Origin of the sequence: Ferrimonas kyonanensis DSM 18153, assembly GCF_000425405.1 — a bacterium.
Lineage (GTDB): Bacteria > Pseudomonadota > Gammaproteobacteria > Enterobacterales > Shewanellaceae > Ferrimonas > Ferrimonas kyonanensis.
Genome location: NZ_AUDJ01000001.1, coordinates 286,759 through 307,179, shown reverse-complemented (window position 1 = coordinate 307,179; position 20,421 = coordinate 286,759). Strand labels below are relative to the sequence as shown.

At 59.5% G+C, this 20,421-nt stretch carries 20 protein-coding genes; 11 read left to right on the top strand and 9 right to left on the bottom strand.

The window, feature by feature from the left end:
* Window positions 1-3: 3 nt before the first annotated feature.
* The gene (gene metB / locus H598_RS0101455; protein WP_028111412.1) at window positions 4-1,149 is read right to left on the bottom strand and encodes a cystathionine gamma-synthase; all 1,146 of its coding nucleotides are present in this window, start codon (window positions 1,147-1,149) and stop codon (window positions 4-6) included.
* A gap of 180 nt (window positions 1,150-1,329) precedes the next feature.
* On the opposite strand from metB, the gene metJ reads away from it, so the two are divergent.
* Complete coding sequence (gene metJ, locus H598_RS0101450) at window positions 1,330-1,647, top strand: met regulon transcriptional regulator MetJ (RefSeq protein ID WP_028111411.1); 318 nt, start codon at window positions 1,330-1,332, stop codon at window positions 1,645-1,647.
* Window positions 1,648-1,765: 118 nt separating this feature from the next.
* Here the strand turns inward: metJ and H598_RS0101445 are convergent, their stop codons facing one another.
* The 3 genes from H598_RS0101445 to rpmE form a co-directional block, all read right to left on the bottom strand.
* Window positions 1,766-2,323 carry a porin family protein gene (locus H598_RS0101445; protein WP_084144285.1) on the bottom strand — a complete coding sequence of 186 codons (558 nt, stop codon included), beginning with the start codon at window positions 2,321-2,323 and terminating at the stop codon, window positions 1,766-1,768.
* A gap of 260 nt (window positions 2,324-2,583) precedes the next feature.
* On the bottom strand, window positions 2,584-3,831 hold the full coding sequence (locus H598_RS0101440; RefSeq protein WP_028111409.1) for a malic enzyme-like NAD(P)-binding protein: 1,248 nt from the start codon (window positions 3,829-3,831) through the stop codon (window positions 2,584-2,586).
* Window positions 3,832-4,206: 375 nt separating this feature from the next.
* A complete protein-coding gene (gene rpmE / locus H598_RS25870) occupies window positions 4,207-4,419 on the bottom strand; it encodes a 50S ribosomal protein L31 (RefSeq protein WP_084144269.1) in 213 nt (70 codons plus the stop codon).
* Between the two features lie 253 nt (window positions 4,420-4,672).
* Between rpmE and priA the strand changes: the two genes are divergently transcribed.
* From priA to H598_RS0101395, 8 genes are all read left to right on the top strand, one after another.
* The gene (gene priA / locus H598_RS0101430; RefSeq protein WP_028111407.1) at window positions 4,673-6,862 is read left to right on the top strand and encodes a primosomal protein N'; all 2,190 of its coding nucleotides are present in this window, start codon (window positions 4,673-4,675) and stop codon (window positions 6,860-6,862) included.
* A 160-nt stretch (window positions 6,863-7,022) separates the two neighbouring features.
* The gene (gene argS, locus H598_RS0101425; RefSeq protein WP_028111406.1) at window positions 7,023-8,771 is read left to right on the top strand and encodes an arginine--tRNA ligase; all 1,749 of its coding nucleotides are present in this window, start codon (window positions 7,023-7,025) and stop codon (window positions 8,769-8,771) included.
* A 3-nt stretch (window positions 8,772-8,774) separates the two neighbouring features.
* Window positions 8,775-9,335, top strand: coding sequence for an SPOR domain-containing protein (locus tag H598_RS0101420; RefSeq protein ID WP_028111405.1), 561 nt, complete (start codon window positions 8,775-8,777; stop codon window positions 9,333-9,335).
* A 50-nt stretch (window positions 9,336-9,385) separates the two neighbouring features.
* Window positions 9,386-9,991, top strand: coding sequence for a tRNA-uridine aminocarboxypropyltransferase (locus tag H598_RS0101415; RefSeq protein ID WP_028111404.1), 606 nt, complete (start codon window positions 9,386-9,388; stop codon window positions 9,989-9,991).
* A 40-nt stretch (window positions 9,992-10,031) separates the two neighbouring features.
* Entirely contained in the window at window positions 10,032-11,441 is a 1,410-nt protein-coding gene (locus H598_RS0101410) for a DUF3131 domain-containing protein (RefSeq protein WP_028111403.1), read from the top strand.
* Between the two features lie 149 nt (window positions 11,442-11,590).
* Window positions 11,591-12,121: an ATP-dependent protease subunit HslV gene (hslV, locus tag H598_RS0101405; RefSeq protein ID WP_028111402.1), complete on the top strand. Its 531-nt coding sequence runs from the start codon at window positions 11,591-11,593 to the stop codon at window positions 12,119-12,121.
* Window positions 12,122-12,126: 5 nt separating this feature from the next.
* A complete protein-coding gene (gene hslU, locus H598_RS0101400) occupies window positions 12,127-13,455 on the top strand; it encodes an ATP-dependent protease ATPase subunit HslU (RefSeq protein WP_028111401.1) in 1,329 nt (442 codons plus the stop codon).
* A 17-nt stretch (window positions 13,456-13,472) separates the two neighbouring features.
* The gene (locus tag H598_RS0101395) at window positions 13,473-13,862 is read left to right on the top strand and encodes a gamma-butyrobetaine hydroxylase family protein (protein WP_028111400.1); all 390 of its coding nucleotides are present in this window, start codon (window positions 13,473-13,475) and stop codon (window positions 13,860-13,862) included.
* A gap of 28 nt (window positions 13,863-13,890) precedes the next feature.
* On the opposite strand, the gene H598_RS0101390 is transcribed toward H598_RS0101395, so the two are convergent.
* From H598_RS0101390 to H598_RS0101380, 3 genes are all read right to left on the bottom strand, one after another.
* Window positions 13,891-14,952 (bottom strand): MJ1255/VC2487 family glycosyltransferase, encoded by a 1,062-nt coding sequence (locus tag H598_RS0101390; protein ID WP_028111399.1) that lies wholly within the window; start codon window positions 14,950-14,952, stop codon window positions 13,891-13,893.
* A gap of 9 nt (window positions 14,953-14,961) precedes the next feature.
* Complete coding sequence (locus tag H598_RS0101385; protein WP_028111398.1) at window positions 14,962-15,480, bottom strand: phosphatase PAP2 family protein; 519 nt, start codon at window positions 15,478-15,480, stop codon at window positions 14,962-14,964.
* 189 nt (window positions 15,481-15,669) lie between these two features.
* The gene (locus H598_RS0101380) at window positions 15,670-15,918 is read right to left on the bottom strand and encodes a YgjV family protein (protein WP_028111397.1); all 249 of its coding nucleotides are present in this window, start codon (window positions 15,916-15,918) and stop codon (window positions 15,670-15,672) included.
* Between the two features lie 341 nt (window positions 15,919-16,259).
* Between H598_RS0101380 and rraA the strand changes: the two genes are divergently transcribed.
* Together rraA and H598_RS22985 are read left to right on the top strand one after the other, a co-directional pair.
* Complete coding sequence (gene rraA / locus H598_RS0101375; RefSeq protein ID WP_028111396.1) at window positions 16,260-16,745, top strand: ribonuclease E activity regulator RraA; 486 nt, start codon at window positions 16,260-16,262, stop codon at window positions 16,743-16,745.
* Between the two features lie 2 nt (window positions 16,746-16,747).
* The gene (locus H598_RS22985) at window positions 16,748-17,815 is read left to right on the top strand and encodes a formimidoylglutamase (RefSeq protein ID WP_051252243.1); all 1,068 of its coding nucleotides are present in this window, start codon (window positions 16,748-16,750) and stop codon (window positions 17,813-17,815) included.
* On the opposite strand, the gene H598_RS0101365 is transcribed toward H598_RS22985, so the two are convergent.
* Both H598_RS0101365 and H598_RS0101360 read right to left on the bottom strand, forming a co-directional pair.
* Entirely contained in the window at window positions 17,787-19,706 is a 1,920-nt protein-coding gene (locus H598_RS0101365; RefSeq protein ID WP_028111395.1) for an EAL domain-containing protein, read from the bottom strand. The genes H598_RS22985 and H598_RS0101365 overlap by 29 nt on opposite strands.
* A complete protein-coding gene (locus H598_RS0101360) occupies window positions 19,703-20,353 on the bottom strand; it encodes a transglutaminase-like cysteine peptidase (RefSeq protein ID WP_245595538.1) in 651 nt (216 codons plus the stop codon). The genes H598_RS0101365 and H598_RS0101360 overlap by 4 nt, the downstream gene beginning before the upstream one ends.
* Between the last annotated feature and the right edge of the window lie 68 nt (window positions 20,354-20,421).

The window sequence follows — 20,421 nt, the reverse complement described above, 5'->3', positions numbered from 1 at the left end:
TCCTTATCCCAGTGCCTGACTCAGATCCGCCACCAAATCCTCGCTGTCTTCAATGCCGACCGACAAACGAATCAGAGTCTCCTCGATGCCGGCAGCCACACGGGCCTCGGGATCCATGGCCGCATGGGTCATGGTGGCAGGGTGTGCCACCAGGCTCTCGACCCCGCCCAGGCTTTCCGCCAGCGAGAACAGCTGCAAGCGACTGAGGAAGGCGCGCACTTCGGTTTCGCCCCCCTTAAGCTCAAAACTGAGCATGGCGCCGAAGCCGGATTGCTGACGCCGGGCCAACTCATGACCGGGGTGGCTTTCCAACCCGGGATAGTGCACTCGGGCCACCGCCGGGTGCGCCTGCAACAGCGCCACCACCGCTTCGGCGTTGGCCTGGTGCTGCTTCATCCGCAATGGCAGGGTTCGAAGGCCACGCAGGGTCAGGAAACTGTCGAACGGCGCACCGGTGATCCCCAGGCAGTTGCCCCACCAGGCCAGTGACTCTGCCAACTCCGGGTCTTTGGCCACCACCGCGCCGCCCACCACATCGGAGTGGCCGTTGATGTACTTGGTGGTGGAGTGAATGACAATGTCGGCCCCCAGAGTCAACGGCTGCTGCAGCACCGGCGACAGGAAGGTGTTGTCGGCCACCACCAGGGCACCGACGGCCTTGGCCTGCCGAGACACGGTCTCCACATCCACCACCCGCAGCAACGGGTTGCTTGGAGTTTCCAGCCACACCATTTTCGGATTCAACGCCAATGCCTGCGCCAGGGCGGCTTCGTCGCCTTGATCGACCACCGACAACTCGAAGGCACCTTTGGCCGCCAGGTTAGTAAACAGACGGTAGCTGCCGCCATAACAGTCGTGGGGCACCACCAGGCGCTCGCCGGGCTTCAGCAGGCTGACCGCCAGGGTCACTGCCGCCATGCCGGTGGCGGTGATCACCGCATCGTGACCTTGCTCCAGCTGGGCAATCGCCGACGCCAGGGTGTCCCGGGTCGGGTTGCCGGAGCGGGTGTAGTCGTACTGGCGGGGCTGGTTGAAGTCCGCAAAGGTGTAGTTGCTGGACAGGTAGATGGGTGGCACCACGGCGCCATGAGTCAGATCGCTGTCGATGCCCTCACGGGCGGCAATGGTGGCTGGCTTTGGGGTACTCATCCGTGGCTCCTGATTATTCTGTGATCGCAAGATGTCTGGACGTCCAAAGTAACCAATCTAAATTTGGGCGTCAAGGCGTTTAGACGTCTAAACGTTTATAGGTTAAGATGTCGACAAGTTGACTCCACCGCCGGAGTCGTTAAAATTTGCCCCGTTAACTTACGTTTAAGGCAGCTAAGAATGAGCACAGAGTGGAGTGGTGAATACATCAGCCCGTACGCAGAGCACGGGAAAAAGAGTGAACAGGTGAAGAAAATCACCGTGTCCATCCCCTTGGGTGTGTTGAAATTGCTGACCGACGAGCGTACTCGGCGCCAGGTCGGAAACCTGCGTCACGCCACCAACAGCGAACTGCTGTGCGAGGCGTTTCTGCACGCCTTCACCGGTCAACCGCTGCCGGTCGATGAGGATCTGAGAAAGGATCGCCCCGACACCATTCCCGCTGCCGCCAAAGAGCAGATGGAAGCGCTGGGCATCACCTGGGAAGACCTGGACTGATTGCTGTCTGGGTTCACAGCAATGCGGCCGCCACTGGGGCCGTTTTCGCTGCCCGCCAGCCTTGCTGAGCTGAATACAAAAAAGGGGGCCTGATGGCCCCCTTTTGATTGCTGACTGTTTAGAACTGGTAGTGCAGGCCCAGGTTAATCTGAGACAGATCGGTATCGATCTCAATACGACTGAAGTCTTCGTGCTCCAGATCGCCGCTCATGGACTCATAACCCAGACGCAGGTTGAGGTTGTCGGTCAGGGCTGCGTTCACGCCCAGGCCCCACATAAAGCCGACACCGTAGAAATCCTGATCGCCAAGGCGGGTATCGACACTCACCAGCATGCTGGCCAGGCCCAGTTTGCCGTAGACCGAGAAGGTGTCATTGATAACAGCGGTAAACTTCGGCGCAATGGTGAACGCCGCAGCATAGGCTTCATCTTCATCTTCCAGCTTGTATTCGCTGGTAACGAACAGCGTCGATTCCAGCCCGAACCACTCGTTGAAGTTATAGCCGCCGTAGGCACCAAAGCCCGCTTCCGACTTATCAAAATCTTCCACTTCCAGGGTGGTGCTGCCAACAAAACCGCCCACATAAAAGCCGGTCTGATCCACTGCCGCCATGGCGGCGCTGGAGCCCAACATGGCCAGCAACACCAGCCCGGAACCGATTGTTCTTTTCATCATCTCTCCAAATACCATCGGGGTTAATCCGATAAGATATCATGAGCGAGTGCAATCAATTAAACAATTTAAACATGTAAATCAGTAACTTATTATTAATAACGACAGACTTTGCATCCGCACTGAATAGCCATGCACAGCGAATTCTGCCGCCGATGCTGTCGCACTGAGGCCTGCCGACCAATTCACCACCAGTGGCAAGGTGGGGTGTTACTCAAAAAAAAGGCAGCGCCATGCGCTGCCTCAATTGTCGCCGGTCGGCGTTAATCGATCATGTAGTGGTCCGGCAGGGTCTCGATCTCCGCCACACCGGACTCAATGGCCGCCTGAGCCACCGCCTTGGCCACTCGAGGCAGCAGGCGTGGATCCATCGGCTTGGGCAGCACGTATTCGGCACCAAAGCTAAGGCTGCTGACCTGGTAGGCATCCAGTACCGACTGCGGTACCGGCTCCTTGGCCAGTTCACGAATCGCTTCCACCGCCGCCACCTTCATCTCGTCGTTGATGGCCCGGGCACGAACGTCCAGGGCACCACGGAAGATGAACGGGAAGCACAGCACGTTGTTGACCTGGTTCGGGTAGTCGCTGCGACCGGTTCCCATGATCACATCCGGGCGTGCGGCCTTGGCCAGCTCGGGACGAATCTCCGGATCCGGGTTGGAGCAGGCAAACAGCACCGGCTTGTCGCCCATCAACTTAACCTGCTCTTCGGTCAGCAGATCCGGGCCAGACACCCCCACAAACACGTCGGCATCCTGAATCACATCGGTCAGGGTGCGCTTATCGGTGTTGTTGGCAAACAGCTTCTTATATTCGTTGAGATCATCGCGACGGGTGTGAATCACCCCTTTGCGATCCAACATGTAGATTTTTTCGCGCACGGCGCCGCACTTAATCAGCAACTCCATGCAGGCAATGGCCGCCGCACCGGCTCCCAGACAGATGATGGTGGATTCTTCCAGCTTCTTGCCCTGAATCTCCAACGCGTTGAGCATGCCCGCCGCGGTCACAATGGCGGTGCCGTGCTGGTCATCGTGGAACACCGGTACCTGGCAGCGCTCAACCAGCTGCTTCTCGATTTCAAAACACTCCGGTGCCTTGATGTCTTCCAGGTTGATGCCGCCGAAGGTGTCGGCAATGTTGGCGACGGTATCGATAAACTCTTCCTGAGTGCGGTGCTTCACCTCAATGTCGATGGAATCGATATTGGCGAAACGCTTAAACAGCAGAGACTTGCCTTCCATTACCGGTTTCGAGGCCAGAGGGCCCAGGTTGCCCAGACCCAGAATCGCGGTGCCGTTGGTGATCACCGCAACCAGATTGCCTTTGTTGGTGTATTTATAAGCATCTGCAGGGTTGGAGGCGATTTCACGAACCGGTTCAGCAACACCCGGGCTGTATGCCAAAGCCAGATCGTGTTGTGTTTCCGCTGGCTTTGTCAGGGCAATACTGATTTTGCCGGCAACGGGTTGGGCGTGATATTCGAGCGCTTGTTCGCGGAGGTCTGCCATTCTCTTAATTCCAGTCACTACATTTATTTTAAGGGAGGGGTACAGTCGCATGAAACCTTACTCCTCTGGCCTGAATTTGCAACCGATGTTGTCATTAGCGCTTGATATAACAGGCAATTCCGACCAGTTTCATTGCCAACAAGGCAAAAGTAACAAAATACTCATGCATCGTTCAGTAAAAGTGACTAAATGAAAAAATAAACTAATTCAGCACTGACAGTAATATAGGGAAAAATGTCAGTTTAATGGCGGGTTTTGGCTATTTGAATGGTAAAAAAGACTGACCAATTTAAATAGTCTGTTTGGGTCGAATTTATTTCAGACCGCAACGAAAAAGGGCACCCAATGGGTGCCCTTTTCCTAAAACGGGTCGGCTTACTTGGAAGACAGCGCGCCGAAACGTTTCTTGAACTTGTCCACACGGCCGCCGGTGTCCAGAACTTTCTGCTTACCGGTGTAGAATGGGTGACAAGAAGAACATACGTCCAGGTGCAGATCTTTACCTACGGTAGAACGAGTCTTGATTACGTTACCGCAAGAGCAAGTAGCATTGATTTCAGCGTACTCTGGGTGAATACCTTGTTTCATTGGGAAAACCTCAGTTAAGGCCGTATCGCTATCCGATCCAAAGCCGGACACCATACGTCGTTATTGACAATTTTAAGGCGCGTAATGGTACATGATGTAACCAACCGCCGCAAGCATCAATCCGCCTCCATAGTATCATTGTTCCAGCTCTGATAGGGTAGTCAGGCGCCGTGGCAGGATCCCTGCGATGGCAGCAAAAACCGGGTCCCGCCAGCACCCGGAGCCCATGCCGCTACTATAATGAGACAGCTCAGTGTACATTCAGGTCGCCCTGCCCGTTCCCCTTCGCCAACTGTTCAGCTATTTACCTGCTGCTGACCAACCACTGCCGCAGCCCGGCTGTCGGGTCGAAGTGCCGTTTGGCCGTCAATCGATGGTCGGCGTGGTGGTGACCATCAGTGACCACAGCGATCTGCCGGACAACAAACTGAAACCCATCGACCGGGGGCTGGACCCGGCGCCGGTGCTGGACGACACTCTGTGGCAGTTGTCCCGCCTGGCGGCGCGGTATTATTGCAGCCCCATAGGCATGGTACTGAATCAGCTGCTGCCGGTGAAACTGCGACAGGGAGAGTCGGCGCAGCCACAGCCGATCAAGCTGTGGCAACTGACCGAGGCCGGCCGCCGCGCCGACCTCGATGGCCTTAAACGCGCCTTTCAGCAGCAACGCCTGCTGGCCTACCTGCAGACCCAGACTCAGATCGCCGACGGCGACGTCAGCAAACTGGAATTCAGTCGCCAGGCACTGAAGGCCCTGGCCGATAAGGGCTTGATCGAGGCCGGCGAACGAGCCTTGAGTTTCGATACCGACTGGCACCAACAAGTCACGCTGGGTGAGACGCCGCAGGTACTGAACCGGGAGCAAGCGGTGGCGGTCGCGGCCATCAGCGGCGATCTGGATCATTTCGGCGCCTATCTACTGGAAGGGGTCACCGGCTCCGGCAAGACCGAGGTCTATCTGCACCTGATGGAGCCGATTCTTCGCGCCGGCAAAACCGTGTTGGTACTGGTGCCTGAGATCGGCCTGACCCCGCAGACCATTGAACGCTTTCAGCGACGTTTTCCGGTCCCGGTGGGGGTGCTGCATTCGGCCATGAACGACAACGAACGCCTGCAGGTGTGGCAACAGGCCCAGGCCGGCGCCCTCGGCATCGTGCTCGGCACTCGCTCGGCCCTGTTCACCGCCATGCCCAAGCTGGGGATGATCATCATCGATGAAGAGCACGACGCCAGCTTCAAGCAGCAGGAGGGCTTTCGTTACCACGGCCGCGATCTGGCAGTAATGCGGGCCCAGTTGCAGCAAGTGCCGATCATCCTGGGCTCCGCCACCCCATCGATGGAAAGCCTGTATAACGTTGCCAGCGGCAAATACAAACGCTTGCAACTGACCGCACGCGCCGGGGTGGCCCAGCACGTAAAGCAGCGCATCGTCGATCTGCGCCTGCAAAACCTGGACGCCGGCCTGTCCAGGCAACTGCTGGAAAAGATGGAGCAGCATCTGGAGGCCGGCAATCAGGTGATGCTGTTTCTTAACCGTCGCGGCTTTGCCCCGGCACTGCTGTGCCACGAATGCGGCCACCTCCATGGCTGCAGCCGCTGCGACGCCTTCTATACGGTGCATCAGGGCTCGGGCATGGTGCAGTGCCACCATTGCGGCAGCCAGAAACGCCTGCCGCATCAGTGCCACGAGTGCGGCTCGACCCAGCTGTTTACCCAGGGCGTCGGCACCGAGCAACTGGAACAAGCCCTGGTGCAGCGCTACCCCCAGTACCCGGTGGTGCGCATCGACCGAGATACCACCTCCCGCAAAGGCAGCCTCAATCAGTTGCTGGAAAAGATTCGCCGCGGCGAAGCCCGTATCCTGATTGGCACCCAGATGCTCGCCAAGGGGCACCACTTTCCCGATGTGACCCTGGTGGGGCTGCTGGATGTGGACGGCGCCCTGTTCTCCGCCGACTTTCGGGCCTCGGAGCGTCTGGCGCAGTTGTACATCCAGGTGGCTGGCCGCGCTGGCCGTGCCAGCAAACCCGGCGAAGTGATCCTGCAGACCCACCAGCCGGACCATCCGCTGCTGCATCAGCTGACCACCCAGGGTTACGGCCCCTTTGCCGATGCCGCCCTGAAAGAGCGGATGGACGCCATGCTGCCACCGGCCGGACAGATGGCGATCATTCGCGCCGAAGCCACCTACGCCAACCAGGCGCAGCAGTTCCTCAATGACGCCAACCACTGCTTTGATGCCCTGCCGATTCAGCGGGTCGGGCCGATGCCCGCCCCCATGGAGCGCAAAGCGGGAAAATTCCGCTACCACACCCTGCTGCTGGCCAACGATCGCAAACACCTGCAACAGGCGCTGGAGCATGCGTTACCCCGCATCGAGCAGTTGCCCTCGGCCAAGCGCTGTCGCTGGCATCTGGAGCGGGATCCTCAGGACCTGTTGTAAGCCGCTACTGAAGCAAAATCACCGCCACTGACTCACAACGACAATAAACTCGGTTACCGGGCAAACAAAGCGTTGGTATTAGGCGCTTTAGGCGCTAAAATGTGCGGTTTGATTATCAGCCGTTATCCGGCCTGTCCCCATAGAGTTTTTCGGTGTCGCGATGAAAGAACATATCCAGCAGTTACTTGAACAGACTGTCACTCTCCTGAAAGAGAATGGCCACATTCCAGCCGAGGCTGCGCCTCGCGTTCAGGTAGACCGAACCCGGGACAAAAGCCACGGCGACCTGGCCACCAACCTGGCCATGATGCTGGCCAAGCCTGCCAAGAAGAATCCCCGTGAACTGGCGCAACTGATCATCGACACCCTGCCGGCCTCGGAACTGGTGTCCAAGGTTGAGATCGCCGGCCCCGGTTTCATCAACTTCTTCCTCGATGCCGGCTGGCTCGGCAAGCAGATCGAAACCATTGCCACCGACAGCCGCGCCAATGTGGCCGCCGTCGCTGCACCTCAGACCATCGTGACCGACTACTCGGCGCCAAACGTCGCCAAAGAGATGGCGGTGCACCACATCCGCTCCACCGTCATCGGTGACGCCGTCACCCGTACCCTGGAGTTCCTGGGTCACAAGGTGATTCGCGCCAACCACATCGGCGACTGGGGCACCCAGTTCGGCATGCTGATCGCCTACCTGGAGAAGATGGAGAACGAAAGCGCCTCCGATATGGACCTGTCCGATCTGGAAGCCTTCTACCGCGAAGCCAAGAAGCACTACGACGAAGACGACGCCTTCGCCGAGCGTGCCCGTAACTACGTGGTCAAACTGCAGGGCGGCGACGAGTACTGCCGCACCATGTGGAAGAAGCTGGTGGACATCACCATGGCTCAGAACCAGGCCATCTACGACCGCCTCAACGTGTCCCTGAGCAATGACGACGTCATGGGGGAAAGCCTGTACAACGCCCTGCTGCCAGAAGTGGTCGCCGACCTGACCCAGCAAGGCCTGGCGGTAGAAGACGACGGCGCCACCGTGGTCTTCCTCGATGAGTACAAGGGCAAAGACGGCAACCCCATGGGGGTGATTATCCGTAAGCGCGACGGTGGCTTCCTGTACACCACCACCGACATCGCCGCCGCCAAGTACCGGGTCGACACCTTTTCCGCCGACCGCATCCTGTACTTTATCGATTCCCGTCAGGCTCAGCACCTGCAACAAGCCTGGCTGATCGCCCGTAAGGCCGGTTACCTGCCTGACACAACCACCACCGAGCACTGCGCCTTTGGCATGATGCTGGGCAAGGACGGCAAGCCGTTCAAAACCCGCAGCGGCGGTACGGTGAAACTGGCCGATCTGCTGGAAGAAGCCCATCAGCGCGCCATCAAGCTGATCGGTGACAAGAACCCGGATCTGCAGGCTGAGGAGCTGGACACCATCGCCACCACCGTGGCCATGGCATCGGTGAAATACTCGGATCTGTCCAAGAACCGCACCACCGATTACGTCTTCGACTGGGACAACATGTTGACCTTTGAAGGCAACACCGCCCCGTACATGCTGTATGCCTACAGCCGCATTCAGTCGATCTTCCGCAAGGCCGGTGTCAACGCCGCCGACCTCAATGGCAGCATCACCCTCGAGCACGATAAAGAGGAAGCACTGGCGCAGAAGCTGGTGCAGCTGAACGACGTGGTTCATGGCGTTGCCGCCAAGGGTGCTCCTCACCTGATGTGTACCTACCTGTTTGAGCTGGCCGGTGCCTTCATGAGCTTCTACGAGGCCTGCCCCATCAACAAGGACGACGTCGCCGACGACGTCAAAGCCAGCCGCCTGCGCCTGTGCCTGGCCACCGCCAACACCCTCAAGGTCGGCCTGGGCCTGCTGGGCATCAACACCCTGGAGCGCATGTAATCCATGGCTACCCGGGACTACGCCAAGCGCGGCCGCAAGCCGCGCGCCAAAGGCCGCAAAGCCGCAGCCAAACCGGCCTTTCCCTGGCTGAAACTGGTGCTGGTGATCGCCCTGATCGGCGGTTTTGGCTATTTCCTCTGGTCGATTCAGGGAGCATCGGAAGACCAACCGGTCACCGAAGCCCCGGTGGTCGTGCCGGTGCCGCAGCCGACGACCAAGCCCAGCAAGCCCGAACCGGCCCTGCCGGAGAAACCACAGGAAACCTGGGAGTACATCGAGACCCTGCCTGAGAAAGAGGTCGAGGTTGAGGTGCCGAAACAGGAACTGGGTGGCCCCTACCAGATGCAGTGCGGCTCGTTCCGCAAACAGAGCCAGGCCGAAGCCATGAAAGCCAAGATCGCCTTTATGGGGATGGAGTCTCAGGTTCGGCGCACCACCGGCAGCAACGGCGTCTGGTTCCGAGTGGTACTCGGTCCCTACGAACGCAAACGCGTGGCCGAGAGCGAGCGCCACAAGATCCAGCGTGGCGGCATCAACGGCTGCCAGATCTGGTTGTGGAACTGATCCAGCAATAAGGGCTACCCTAGGGTGGCCCTTTTTTTCGATACCGAGTTATGAGCAAACGCCCAACCTGCCCCCGCTGCCAGCGACCACAAAAAGTGTGCCTGTGCGCCGCCACTGCGCCGGTGCACAACCGGCATCCGATTCACATTCTGCAGCACCCTTCCGAGGCGAATGCCGCCAAGGGGACCGCCACCCTCAGCCTGCTGTGCCTGGACCAGGGACAGCTTTGGCCTGGCGAGCACCCTGAGGATTTTGCCCGGTTACGACAACAGCTGGCCGACAGCGATCGTCCCAGTTACCTGCTGTACCCCGGCGACGATGCCACCGCCATGGAAACCCTGGGCCGGGACAGTGCTCCGCTGAACCTGCTGGTTCTCGATGGCACCTGGAAGAAGGTCTATCGACTGTTGCAACTCAACCCCTGGCTGCAGGCCTTACCCAAGCTGAGTTTCGCCGAAGTGCCCGCCGGCGATTACCAGATTCGCAAGGCGCGCCGCCCGGACAGCCTGTCGACACTGGAGGCCATCGCCCATGGTCTCAATGGCATCGATCGCTGCGATACCGGGCCGTTGTTTACCGCCTTTGACGCCCTCAAAGCCAGCCAGTTGGCCCACATGCCCGACGACGTAAAACACCGTTACCAAAAGAAAAACTGAGCTACACTCAGGCTATCTCCACTTCATTGAATGAGCAAGGATGCGACTTTGGTGCCTGATGCTGACCCTGGTATGGCTGCCCGGGGCGGCCAATGACGATCCGCCGTCCAGCGCAGATCCGTCCCCCATGCGGTTGTCCAGCAAGGCGCAGGCCTCGGCCCGGGTCTCGCCCGCCAGCGGCGATGTCAACGCCCCCCGACTGTCTGGCAGCGCTCAACTGAGCCGCAGCGTCACGCCGGCCAACGTCCCGGCACCCACCTCAAAGGTGATCACCCAAGGACTGACCCCATCCCCCTTACCTCAGGATCGCTCGCAACGGGCCTCCGATCAGCCGCGCTTTGCCCGCTTGCTGCCGATTCATCGCCAGATGGCACAATCAGCCTGGCGCTATTTTTCCAGTCAGTACCAGGCCGATACCGGCATGATCAACTCCGTTTACGGTTACAAAGAGACCACACTCTGGGACGTTGGCAGCGCCCTGGCCGGGACCGTGGCCGCCGCCGAGTTGGGGCTGATCACCCCGTCCCAGTTTCAACAGCGATTGTCCACCCTGCTGACCACCCTGGCCACCATGCCGCTGTATGACGATCTGCTGCCGGCCCGCAGCTATCGCACCGACAGCGGTCAACCGGCCCATGACAGCGACCGCCACGGCAACGGCTGGTCGGTACTGGACATCGCCCGCACCCTCACCTGGCTGGCGATCATCGACCGCCGGCACCCACAGTTTCGCAGCCAGATAACCGCCATCACCCAGCGTTGGCAACTGTCGCACCTGGTGCATCAGGGAGAATTGATTGGCGCCCGTTACCACCAGGGGCGGGAGCGACGCTATCAGGAGGGGCGCTATGGCTACGAGCAATACGCCGCGGCCGGGCTGGCACAGTGGCAACTGGAGACGCACACGGCGTTCGACTATAGCCGACTGCCAACCGGCCAGCTAATGGGGATTCGATTGCCACTGGATCGGCGCAATCTGCCGTTTCTCACCAGCGACCCCTTCTACCTGGCGCAGCTGGAGTTGGGACAACTGCGCCAGGAGGGACAGCAGATTCTCGAGATCCACCGACGCCAATGGCAACAACAGCAGCGGCTGTGGTGTTTTGGTGAAGACGCCAGCAATCATCCTCCCTGGTTCCTGTACAACAACCTCAGCTTTGCCGACCAGCCCTGGCACAGCACCGACTACCGCGGCCAGGCCACCGACACCGTCCAGGTATTGAGCGCCAAGTGCGCCCTCAGCTGGGCGGTACTCAGTGACGACGACTTCGGCACCGAGTTGTGGCATCAGGCCCGAGCGCTGTACCGCCCCACAGGCTGGCTGACCGGCCGCTATCAAGACGGAACGGTCAACTCCAGCAGTAACCTTAATACCCATGCGGTGGTGTTGACGGCGCTGTTGTACATTCACAACGGCAACCGGGCGCTGCTGCTGCCACCGCTTCCTTAGGCCACTCAAACACCGTTTTTATGTCACAAATCTTGGCCGAGACCGATTTTAGGGTTGAAGCCGGCCATTACTGTCCCCACATTTACTGCTAACAACAGACATTCGACTTCCAGAGCCGGGCCTGGCCCGGAACGCAAAAAGGAATCACTATGACCACCATTGTATCGGTTCGCCGCGGCGACAAAGTAGTCATCGCCGGAGATGGCCAGGTATCCCTGGGCAACACGGTAATGAAAGGGAACGCCCGCAAAGTGCGGCTGCTGAACGGCGGCAAAGTGCTGGCCGGATTCGCAGGTGCCACTGCCGATGCCTTTACCCTGTTTGAGTTACTGGAAGCCAAACTCAACGCCCATCAGGGCCAGTTGACCCGAGCGGCCGTCGAGCTGGCGAAAGCCTGGCGAACCGAACGCTCCCTGCAGAAACTGGAAGCTATGCTTATCGTAGCGGACGAGGAAACCAGCCTGCTGATTTCCGGTAACGGCGACGTGGTAGAGCCGGAGCACGATCTGGTGGCCATCGGCTCAGGAGGCAACTTCGCTCAGGCAGCCGCCCAGGCGCTGTTGCAAAATACCGATCTGGGTGCCCGCGAGATCTGCGAAAAGGCCCTGACCATCGCCGGTGATATCTGTGTATTCACTAACCAGAACCACACCGTTGAAGAACTTCCAAGCAAGGGTTAATCGCCATGTCTGAAATGACGCCAAGAGAAATTGTTTCCGAACTCAACAGTCACATCATCGGTCAGAACGATGCCAAAAAGGCGGTGGCCATCGCCCTACGTAACCGCTGGCGCCGTATGCAACTGGACAACGAACTGCGCCAGGAAGTGACCCCGAAAAACATCCTGATGATCGGCCCAACCGGTGTGGGTAAGACTGAAATTGCCCGCCGCCTGGCCAAGCTGGCCAAGGCGCCGTTCATCAAGGTCGAAGCCACCAAATTCACCGAGGTGGGTTACGTGGGCAAAGAGGTTGAGCAGATCATTCGCGATCTGACCGACTCCGCCATCAAGATGACCCGGGAACACGAAGTGGAGCGCAATCGCTTCCGCGCCGAAGAAGCGGCCGAAGAGCGAGTACTGGACGCCCTGCTTCCCAAGCCCCGCGACGAGTGGTCCCAGGACAAGAGCAGCAGCGACAACGCCACTCGCCAGACCTTCCGCAAGAAACTGCGCGAAGGCCAGTTGAACGACAAAGAGATCGAGATCGACGTGTCTCAATCCCCAATGGGCGTCGAGATCATGACCCCACCGGGAATGGAAGAGATGGCCAACCAGCTGCAGTCGATGTTCCAGAACATGGGCAATCAACCCAGCAAGCGCCGCAAGATGAAAGTCTCCGAAGCCCTCAAGCTGATGGTGGAAGAGGAAGCCGCGAAACTGGTGAATCCGGAAGAGTTGAAAGAGAAAGCCATCGACGCGGTAGAACAGAACGGCATCGTGTTCCTGGATGAGATCGACAAGATCTGTAAGCGCGGCGAAAGCTCAGGCCCGGACGTGTCCCGCGAAGGGGTTCAGCGTGACTTGCTGCCACTGGTGGAAGGCTGTACCGTCAACACCAAGCACGGCATGGTCAAAACCGACCACATCCTGTTTATCGCCTCCGGCGCCTTCCAGCTGGCCAAACCATCGGACTTGATTCCGGAGCTTCAGGGACGCCTGCCGATTCGGGTGGAACTGGAAGCCCTGTCTGCGGACGATTTCATTCGCATTCTGACCGAGCCCAACGCCAGCCTGACCGAGCAGTACCGCGCCCTGATGGCCACCGAAGGGGTTGCCATTCAGTTTACCGATGATGGCATTAAGCGCATTGCTGAAGCCGCCTGGCAGGTCAACGAACGCACCGAAAACATCGGTGCCCGCCGCCTGCACACGGTGATGGAAAAATTGATGGAAGAGATCTCGTTTGAGGCCTCCGACAAGAGCGGTGACACCCTGACCATCGATGCCAAGTACGTCAATGACCACCTGGACATGCTGGTTGAGAACGAAGATTTGTCTCGCTTTATCCTGTAACTACAACGAGGTTTGCCATGCGTCAGGCACCAAAAGTCACCAAGCTGAAACTGAAGCGCACGTCACGGGTTCTGGAGGTCGAGTTCGAAACAGGCGAAACCGCCCAGCTGGCCTGCGAGCTGCTGCGAGTCTGCTCACCCTCTGCGGAGGTGCACGGCCACGGCAACCCCCAGTTGGTCACCAATAAACGGGAAGTGAACATCAACAAGATCGAGCCAGTGGGCAAGTACGCGGTCAAACTGGTGTTCGATGATGGCCACGACAGTGGCCTCTACTCCTGGGATGTGCTGTACAGTTTTGCCATGAATCAGGGCCAGATGTGGGAGGACTACCTCACCCGCCTCAAGGCCGCCAAAGGCAGCCGAGAGCCGCTGCTGGACGTCAAGATTCACTACAGCGATAAGTAAATAAAAGAGGAGCCAGACGGCTCCTCTTTTAATAGGCGTAGGCCCATTTATGCTGCCAGCTTTCCGGCAGCCGAGCCTGCGTCCAGGCTTCCCGACACAAGGCCGACACATCCTGCCACTGCCCCTGCTTCAACCAGCGGGCCAACAGTCGCCCCATCTGAGGGTAATGGATGGGCTCACAGGCGCTGCTGGCGAGCCAGGTTTTGAGTTCATGGCGGCCCCCATTGTCCATCACGGTTGCCGCGCCCAACAACTCCAGAGCCAGCGCATTGGACTGTTGCTCAAACTGGCCTTTCAACGGCTTTAACAACAGCTTTTTGCCCAACACCAGCGCCTCAGACACCAGTTCAAATCCGGCGGAACAGATCACCCCGGAACAGCCACCGAGGTGACGCTGAAACCCCTGGCGATCGAAGCGGTTCCAGTGCACGTGGGCCGGCAGTGACGCCGGTGCCGGCTGGCCGTGATACACCTGGAATTGCACCTCAGGCACCGCACGTAGCAGAGTGGCGATGGCCGCCGGCTCCTCGAACGGCAGGTACACCAGCACATGCCCCACCTCGGCCACCTGCTCGTGAGGGGGCTCGATAAAGGGCGGCAGCAGATCGCAGCCAAAGTGGTGCCAATGACAGCCCAGGTGGATGGAGGCCGGGGCAAACTTGCTCATGATCAGCTTGTCCAGCCAACGCTGTCCCGCCACCGGCACATCGTGTTGAAAGGCATTCTGATGACTGACGCTGATGCACTCCTTACCCTGACGCCGAGCCGCCCAGGCACTGATGGGTTCGAAATCGTTCAACACCAGGTCATAGTCGCTCAGATCCAGGTTCCGCACATCGCTCCAGAAGACGCCCGGACGATTGGCGCGGCAGGTCTGCCACATGTCGACGCCGCCATCCCGGGTGGCAAACGACAAGCCGGTGCGGCATTGGAAATCCCCAAAGGGCTGCATATCGAAGTACTGCTGCCGGGGGCGGCCGGAAAACAGGTAGTCGACCTCGATGCCCTCATCGGCCAATGCCGGAGCCATCACCCGTCCCCGGGTCAGGTGACCGTTGCCTGTGCCTTGTATGCCGTACAAAATTCGCATCATCGAGTCCTAAATCACTAATGACATGCTAACCAAGGCGGCACAGGTGCCCAGAGACGCCCCCGCCACCACGTCACCGGGGTAATGAACCCCGAGCACCACCCGGCCCCAGGCCACGCCGGCGGCCCAGATGAACCCCCAGGGAGCGAGGGCCGGGATGTACCAGGCCAGCAGGGTGGCAAACAGAAACGCCGCCGCACTGTGCCCGGATGGCAGGCTGAACTTGTCGTGGGGATTCACCCGCGCCTGACAACCGGCCAAAGCCTGACACGGGCGCTGGCGTCGCAGACGGGTCTTGAGCAACCAATAGAGAGGCAGCTCGATGGCATAGGCCAGCAGCAACATCAGCAACAGCTTCGGCCCCAGCCTGTCATCGTAGCCGGCGGCAATGAAAGCAAATAACGCGTATCCGGCCCCGTCACCACTGCGCGAGAGGTTGCGGGCCCACCACTGGGCACCCGGATGGCCACCGGCTTTGTTCAGCCACCAGAAACACTGCCTGTCCCATTCATCCAGTTGTTGCCACATCACGAGTCCCCTCGCTCTCTGAATTCATTGTGAAGGTATGGCGGCGGGGTGACAGAAAAGTTACGGCCACAGGTCAATTCAATGACAGCAATAAAAACAGGGCGATAGAGGAGGGAGACTGGCGGCTGACGCGAATTTCAGCCACAAAAAAGGGCCGCTTGAGCGACCCTTTTCTCCGGCATCAGCGGCTTACGCGCTTTCAGCCTGAGGCGACTTGTCTTCGCGGAACATCTTCACCAGATAGAACACGTTGACGCTGGCAACGAAGGCGTTCATGGTCCAGACCGGAGATGCATCGATGAGCAAACCGTAAATCACAAACAACGAGCAACCAATGAAGTTGAGCACTCGCAGTCGCACAATATTTTTCATCATCAGGGAGATGGCGACCATAATGGAGGCCATATGACCGACGACTTCAACCAGGTTCAGTTCCATGATACTTCCTCAGAAATGCTGACGATTCCCCTCTACCTTGACTGGTGATGGAGACTCCTTGCCCCGAACTGTCTGGTGAATCATTAATCAAAAATCGCGACAGATGGTAGCAAACAAGTTGTTAACATCAATACATTCATGCATTAAGCGTGATCAAGATCACGCATTAGTTGGCGGACAAATTGATTTGTTTCGTTATTTTACAACACAATTGAAATATAAGTCTGCCAAGTAAAGCAAAACTCGATTAACAAACAATGAGTTCTGCCACAAAAGCCGCATTTCAATGGTGAAAATTGGGGTTATACTTGGGGCGAAAACGCACTGCGAAGGGGGCTATCATGCACTACAACACATCTGAACTCTGCGACCTGTACGCCGAACAAGTCGACGTGGTCGAACCCATGTTCACCAACTTTGGTGGCTGTGATTCGTTCGGGGGCGAACTGCACACCATCAAGTGTTTTGAGGACAACGTGCTGATCGCCGACACCCTGGAGCAGGACGGCACCGGCAAAGTGCTGCTGATTGACGGCGGAGGCTCACTGCGCCGCGCCCTGATCGATGCCGAACTGGCAGAATTGGCGGCACGCAACAACTGGGAAGGGCTGATCGTCTATGGCTGCGTCCGTGAAGTGGATGCCCTTGAAGACATCGACGTCGGCATTCAGGCGCTGGCCTCGATTCCCGTGGGGGCCTACCAGACCGGCGAAGGAGCGGTCGACGTTCCGGTGAACTTCGGTGGCGTCACCTTCCTGCCGGAAGATCACCTGTACGCCGATTCCACCGGCATCATCCTGTCTCCCGACCCGCTGGACATCGACTGATTATGAGCCTGGTGCTGGCAGATAAGGACTATCTCGGCGCCTACGTTCACCATCGAGGTGGCGAGGCACATCAGGGCGAACACTGGCTGCTCGGGGCCGAGCTCGGCCCCGACGGCGCCGCGTTGTCGGAGCGACTGGCCGCTGCCCGCCAGCAGGGCGCCCGCTATGTGTTGCTGGGCATTCCGGAAGACATCGGCCCCCGGGCCAACCTGGGTCGCGGCGGCGCCGAACGGGGCTGGGGGGCTTTCCTCAGTCAATTTGCCAACCTGCAGGCCAACGAACTGCTGGGCGGTGAACAACTGCTGCTGCTGGGCCACATCGACACCACCGATCTGCTGGAGCAGTGCCAGTTCCTGGACGCGGCGGATTCGGAACAGTTGCAGGCCCTGCGCCAACACACCGCCGAACTGGATCTACGGGTCATGCCAGTGATTGCCGCCATCATCGGCGCCGGTCTGGAGCCCATTGTCATCGGTGGCGGTCACAACAACGCCTTTCCCATTCTGATGGGCTGCAGTCAGGCACTGGACGGTCCCATGGCCGCCGTCAACCTCGATCCCCACAGCGATTTTCGCGCCCCCGAGGGTCGCCACAGCGGCAACGGCTTCGCCTACGCCCATGAGCAGGGCGCGCTGGGGTATTACCACGTGTTGGGACTGCACGAACAGAAGAACAACCAGGCCAGCCTGGTGGCACTGCGGCAGTGCGGCAAGCACTGGACCAGTCTTCAGCAGCAGTGGGTTCGCCGTGAACGGCCTCTGCACCAGCTCCTGGAACAGATCGACAACGATGTCAGTGCCTCCACCCTGCCTTTGGGCATCGAAGTGGATCTGGACGCCATCGCCGGCCTGGCCAGCTCCGCCGAGACCGTCGCCGGCATACCGCTGATGGATGCGCTGCACATCGTCTACGCCCTGGCCCGTCACCCGGCCTGCCGTTACCTGCATCTGGCCGAAGGCGCTCCCGAGTGCCACCCCGCCGGCCTCGAGGCCGGCCAGCGCCAGGTCGGGCAAGCGTTATCCGAGCTGGTGCTCAGCTATCTCAACGGTCGACTGCGGACACCTCAGTAAAGGGCCGGGGTTCCGTCAGCGCAAACCCCTGCAGGCCATCCACCTGATGGCTCCACAGGCGCTCGGCGACCCCGGCGTCCTCCACCTGCTCTGCCACCACCAATACCCCCCGAGCGTGGGCGGCGGTTACCATCAGCGGCAACAGCGACTCGTAACTGCCCTGCTGATTCAGGTGACGGCTGTAGCCGGGATCCAGTTTGATGCCGGTGACCGGTAGGGTTTCCAGCTCCGCCACTCCGGCCGGGGTAACGTGGTCCAGCCACACCGGTATTCCCTGCTGCTGCAGTTGCTCTACCGCGAAGCGCACGCCATCGGGGTGTTCGAGCAGCGCCTGCTCCGGAATCTCTACCGCCAGTGAGGCCCCAAAGGCCCGCAGCTGTTTACCGACCCGTCCCAGCCTCGGCGCACACTGGGCCGACAACAGTGATGCGGCGGTCAGGTTGACCGCCAGGGTCGCCGCCAGTGGCCGCTGTTTCACCTGCGCCAGCAAGGCTTCAAGGACCAACAAGTCCACCTGTTGCTCCTGCTCCAGCCGCTGCGCCAACACCACCACCGACGCCGGCGCCCGCCAGCGCTGACCATCAAAAAACCGCGCCAGCACTTCGTAGTACAACGGCTCGCCATCGCAATCGACAACCGGCTGCAGCAGCAACCGGGGAACCCGCTGCAATAACCGCAGCAGCCGCGCCTGCTGGGCCGACAGGTCGGTTTGTTCGACAGCGGCCTCCGCCACCACCGCCACGCCACTTAGGCAACGCTGCAATTGCTGGTGCAACTGCTGTTCCACCTCGGCCACCGACTGACCGAAATGAAACGATTGTTGCGCCAGCACCACCCGGGTCGCACCGGCCAGGGTCACCTGCCGATTCAGCGCCGCCGTCAATTGCTCACCACTGTCGGTCCAGTCTGGCGCCTCCATTCCCGGCAGCAGGATCCAGAAGTCTGCCTGCCCCATGCGGTACATTCTCGCCAGCGGCAACCGGGCCAGCTGCTGGCGCATCAACTCGGTAACCCCTTGGATCAGCGGCTGCTGAGCGGCCAACCCCAGCTTATGTTCCAGCTGCTCCAAGCCACTCAGGTGTACCTGCACCAGGACGCCATACTCCAATTCCCGGTCATTGAGCATCTGATCCAAGCGATCCCGACCCCGCTGACCATTACCCAGGCCGGTTTCGGCATCGATGAAGCTGGCCCGCTGCAGTTGTTCGATCCGTTGACACTGGTGTCGGTACTGCTGCTCGCTGTTCTCCACCATACGGTTCATGGTCAGGGTCAGGGCTCGTAACTCGGTCAACAGCGGCAATTTGTGCTGACGGATGAAGCGCCGTCGTCGTAACCCTTCCGCCTGTGCCTGAGCCGACTTCAACGGCGCCAGGATCCAACCCAGAATCCAGGCACCGGACACAATCGATAACAGCGCCACCACCAGCGCCACCATCAAGGCATGACGGGCAATGCGATACAGGTGCAGCATCGCCGGTTGCGGATTCGCGGTCACCGTCAGGGTGGCCACCAAGCGCCAGCCAGCATTGATTTCCGTGACACGAGGAGGCACCTGCACCGGTACCCAGCGCCGAAACCACGCCGGAGCCACCTCGGGCGGGGCGCCGGCAACCCGCTCAAGCCGATGATCGCCCCCTTCGAGAATCAGCGACGCGAAATCGCCGCGATCAAAGATGGCATCCACCATGGATTCCGCCAGCACCCAGTCGTCACCGGCCAGCACTGGCGACAGGGACAAACCAAAGGAGGTGGCGGTATCCTGACCATGGCTGGCCAACTGGGTCACCAGGTACTCCTGGCTGCCACGCACAAACAACGCCAGCGTCGTCGCCGTCAGGCTGGCTACCAGCAGCACCAGACAGATCAGTAACAACCGAAATAACGTCATCTTCCCTCCCCGGCCGCCAGCCTTTCCAACAACTCCTGCCACAGCAGAATGCCGTTTTCCCCCTGCTTGAGGCGCACTCCCTGATCGAACGCCCGCGCCCGCCACAACCCTTCGCCGTTAAAACTGTAAACCGGCAACAGATCCGGGCGCTGATCCCCGGGCAGAATCGTCTTGTTGAGGTTATCCAGAACCAGTGGCATTGCCTGCTCCTGCTCCAGGTAGGTCAGCACCATGTGTGCCTGATTCAGCTCCAGTGCCTTGGCGTACATCAACCGCATTCGCACCGACGGCATTCCCAGCACCCGCAGGGTAAAAAACTTGGCCAACGAGAAGTCTTCACAATCGCCACCGCCGCTGGCCACAAATTCAAACGGCGTGGCCCAGTAGTCCGCCTGCTGCCAATGGCGCTGGTCGGATACGAATCGGTATTGGTTGAAGTAGTCATTTACCGGCTTCAAATGCGCTGCGGCAGGCAGGGACAACTGCAGACGGGCGTCGATGAAATCGTGCAATTTCATCACCTCCGCCACGCCCTCGGCCCCGAAGTGCTGCTCGACCCGGGCCAGTCGGTCCGGAGCAAAAAATGCCCGCCACTGAGGCAGCGGCTCCGCCCCGACGGAACTGGCCAACAAAACAAGAATGATCAAAACGATACGCACACGTAATGCCAGACCCCGAAATCGAAGCGATAATTCTGTAAGAGGGCACAGTATGC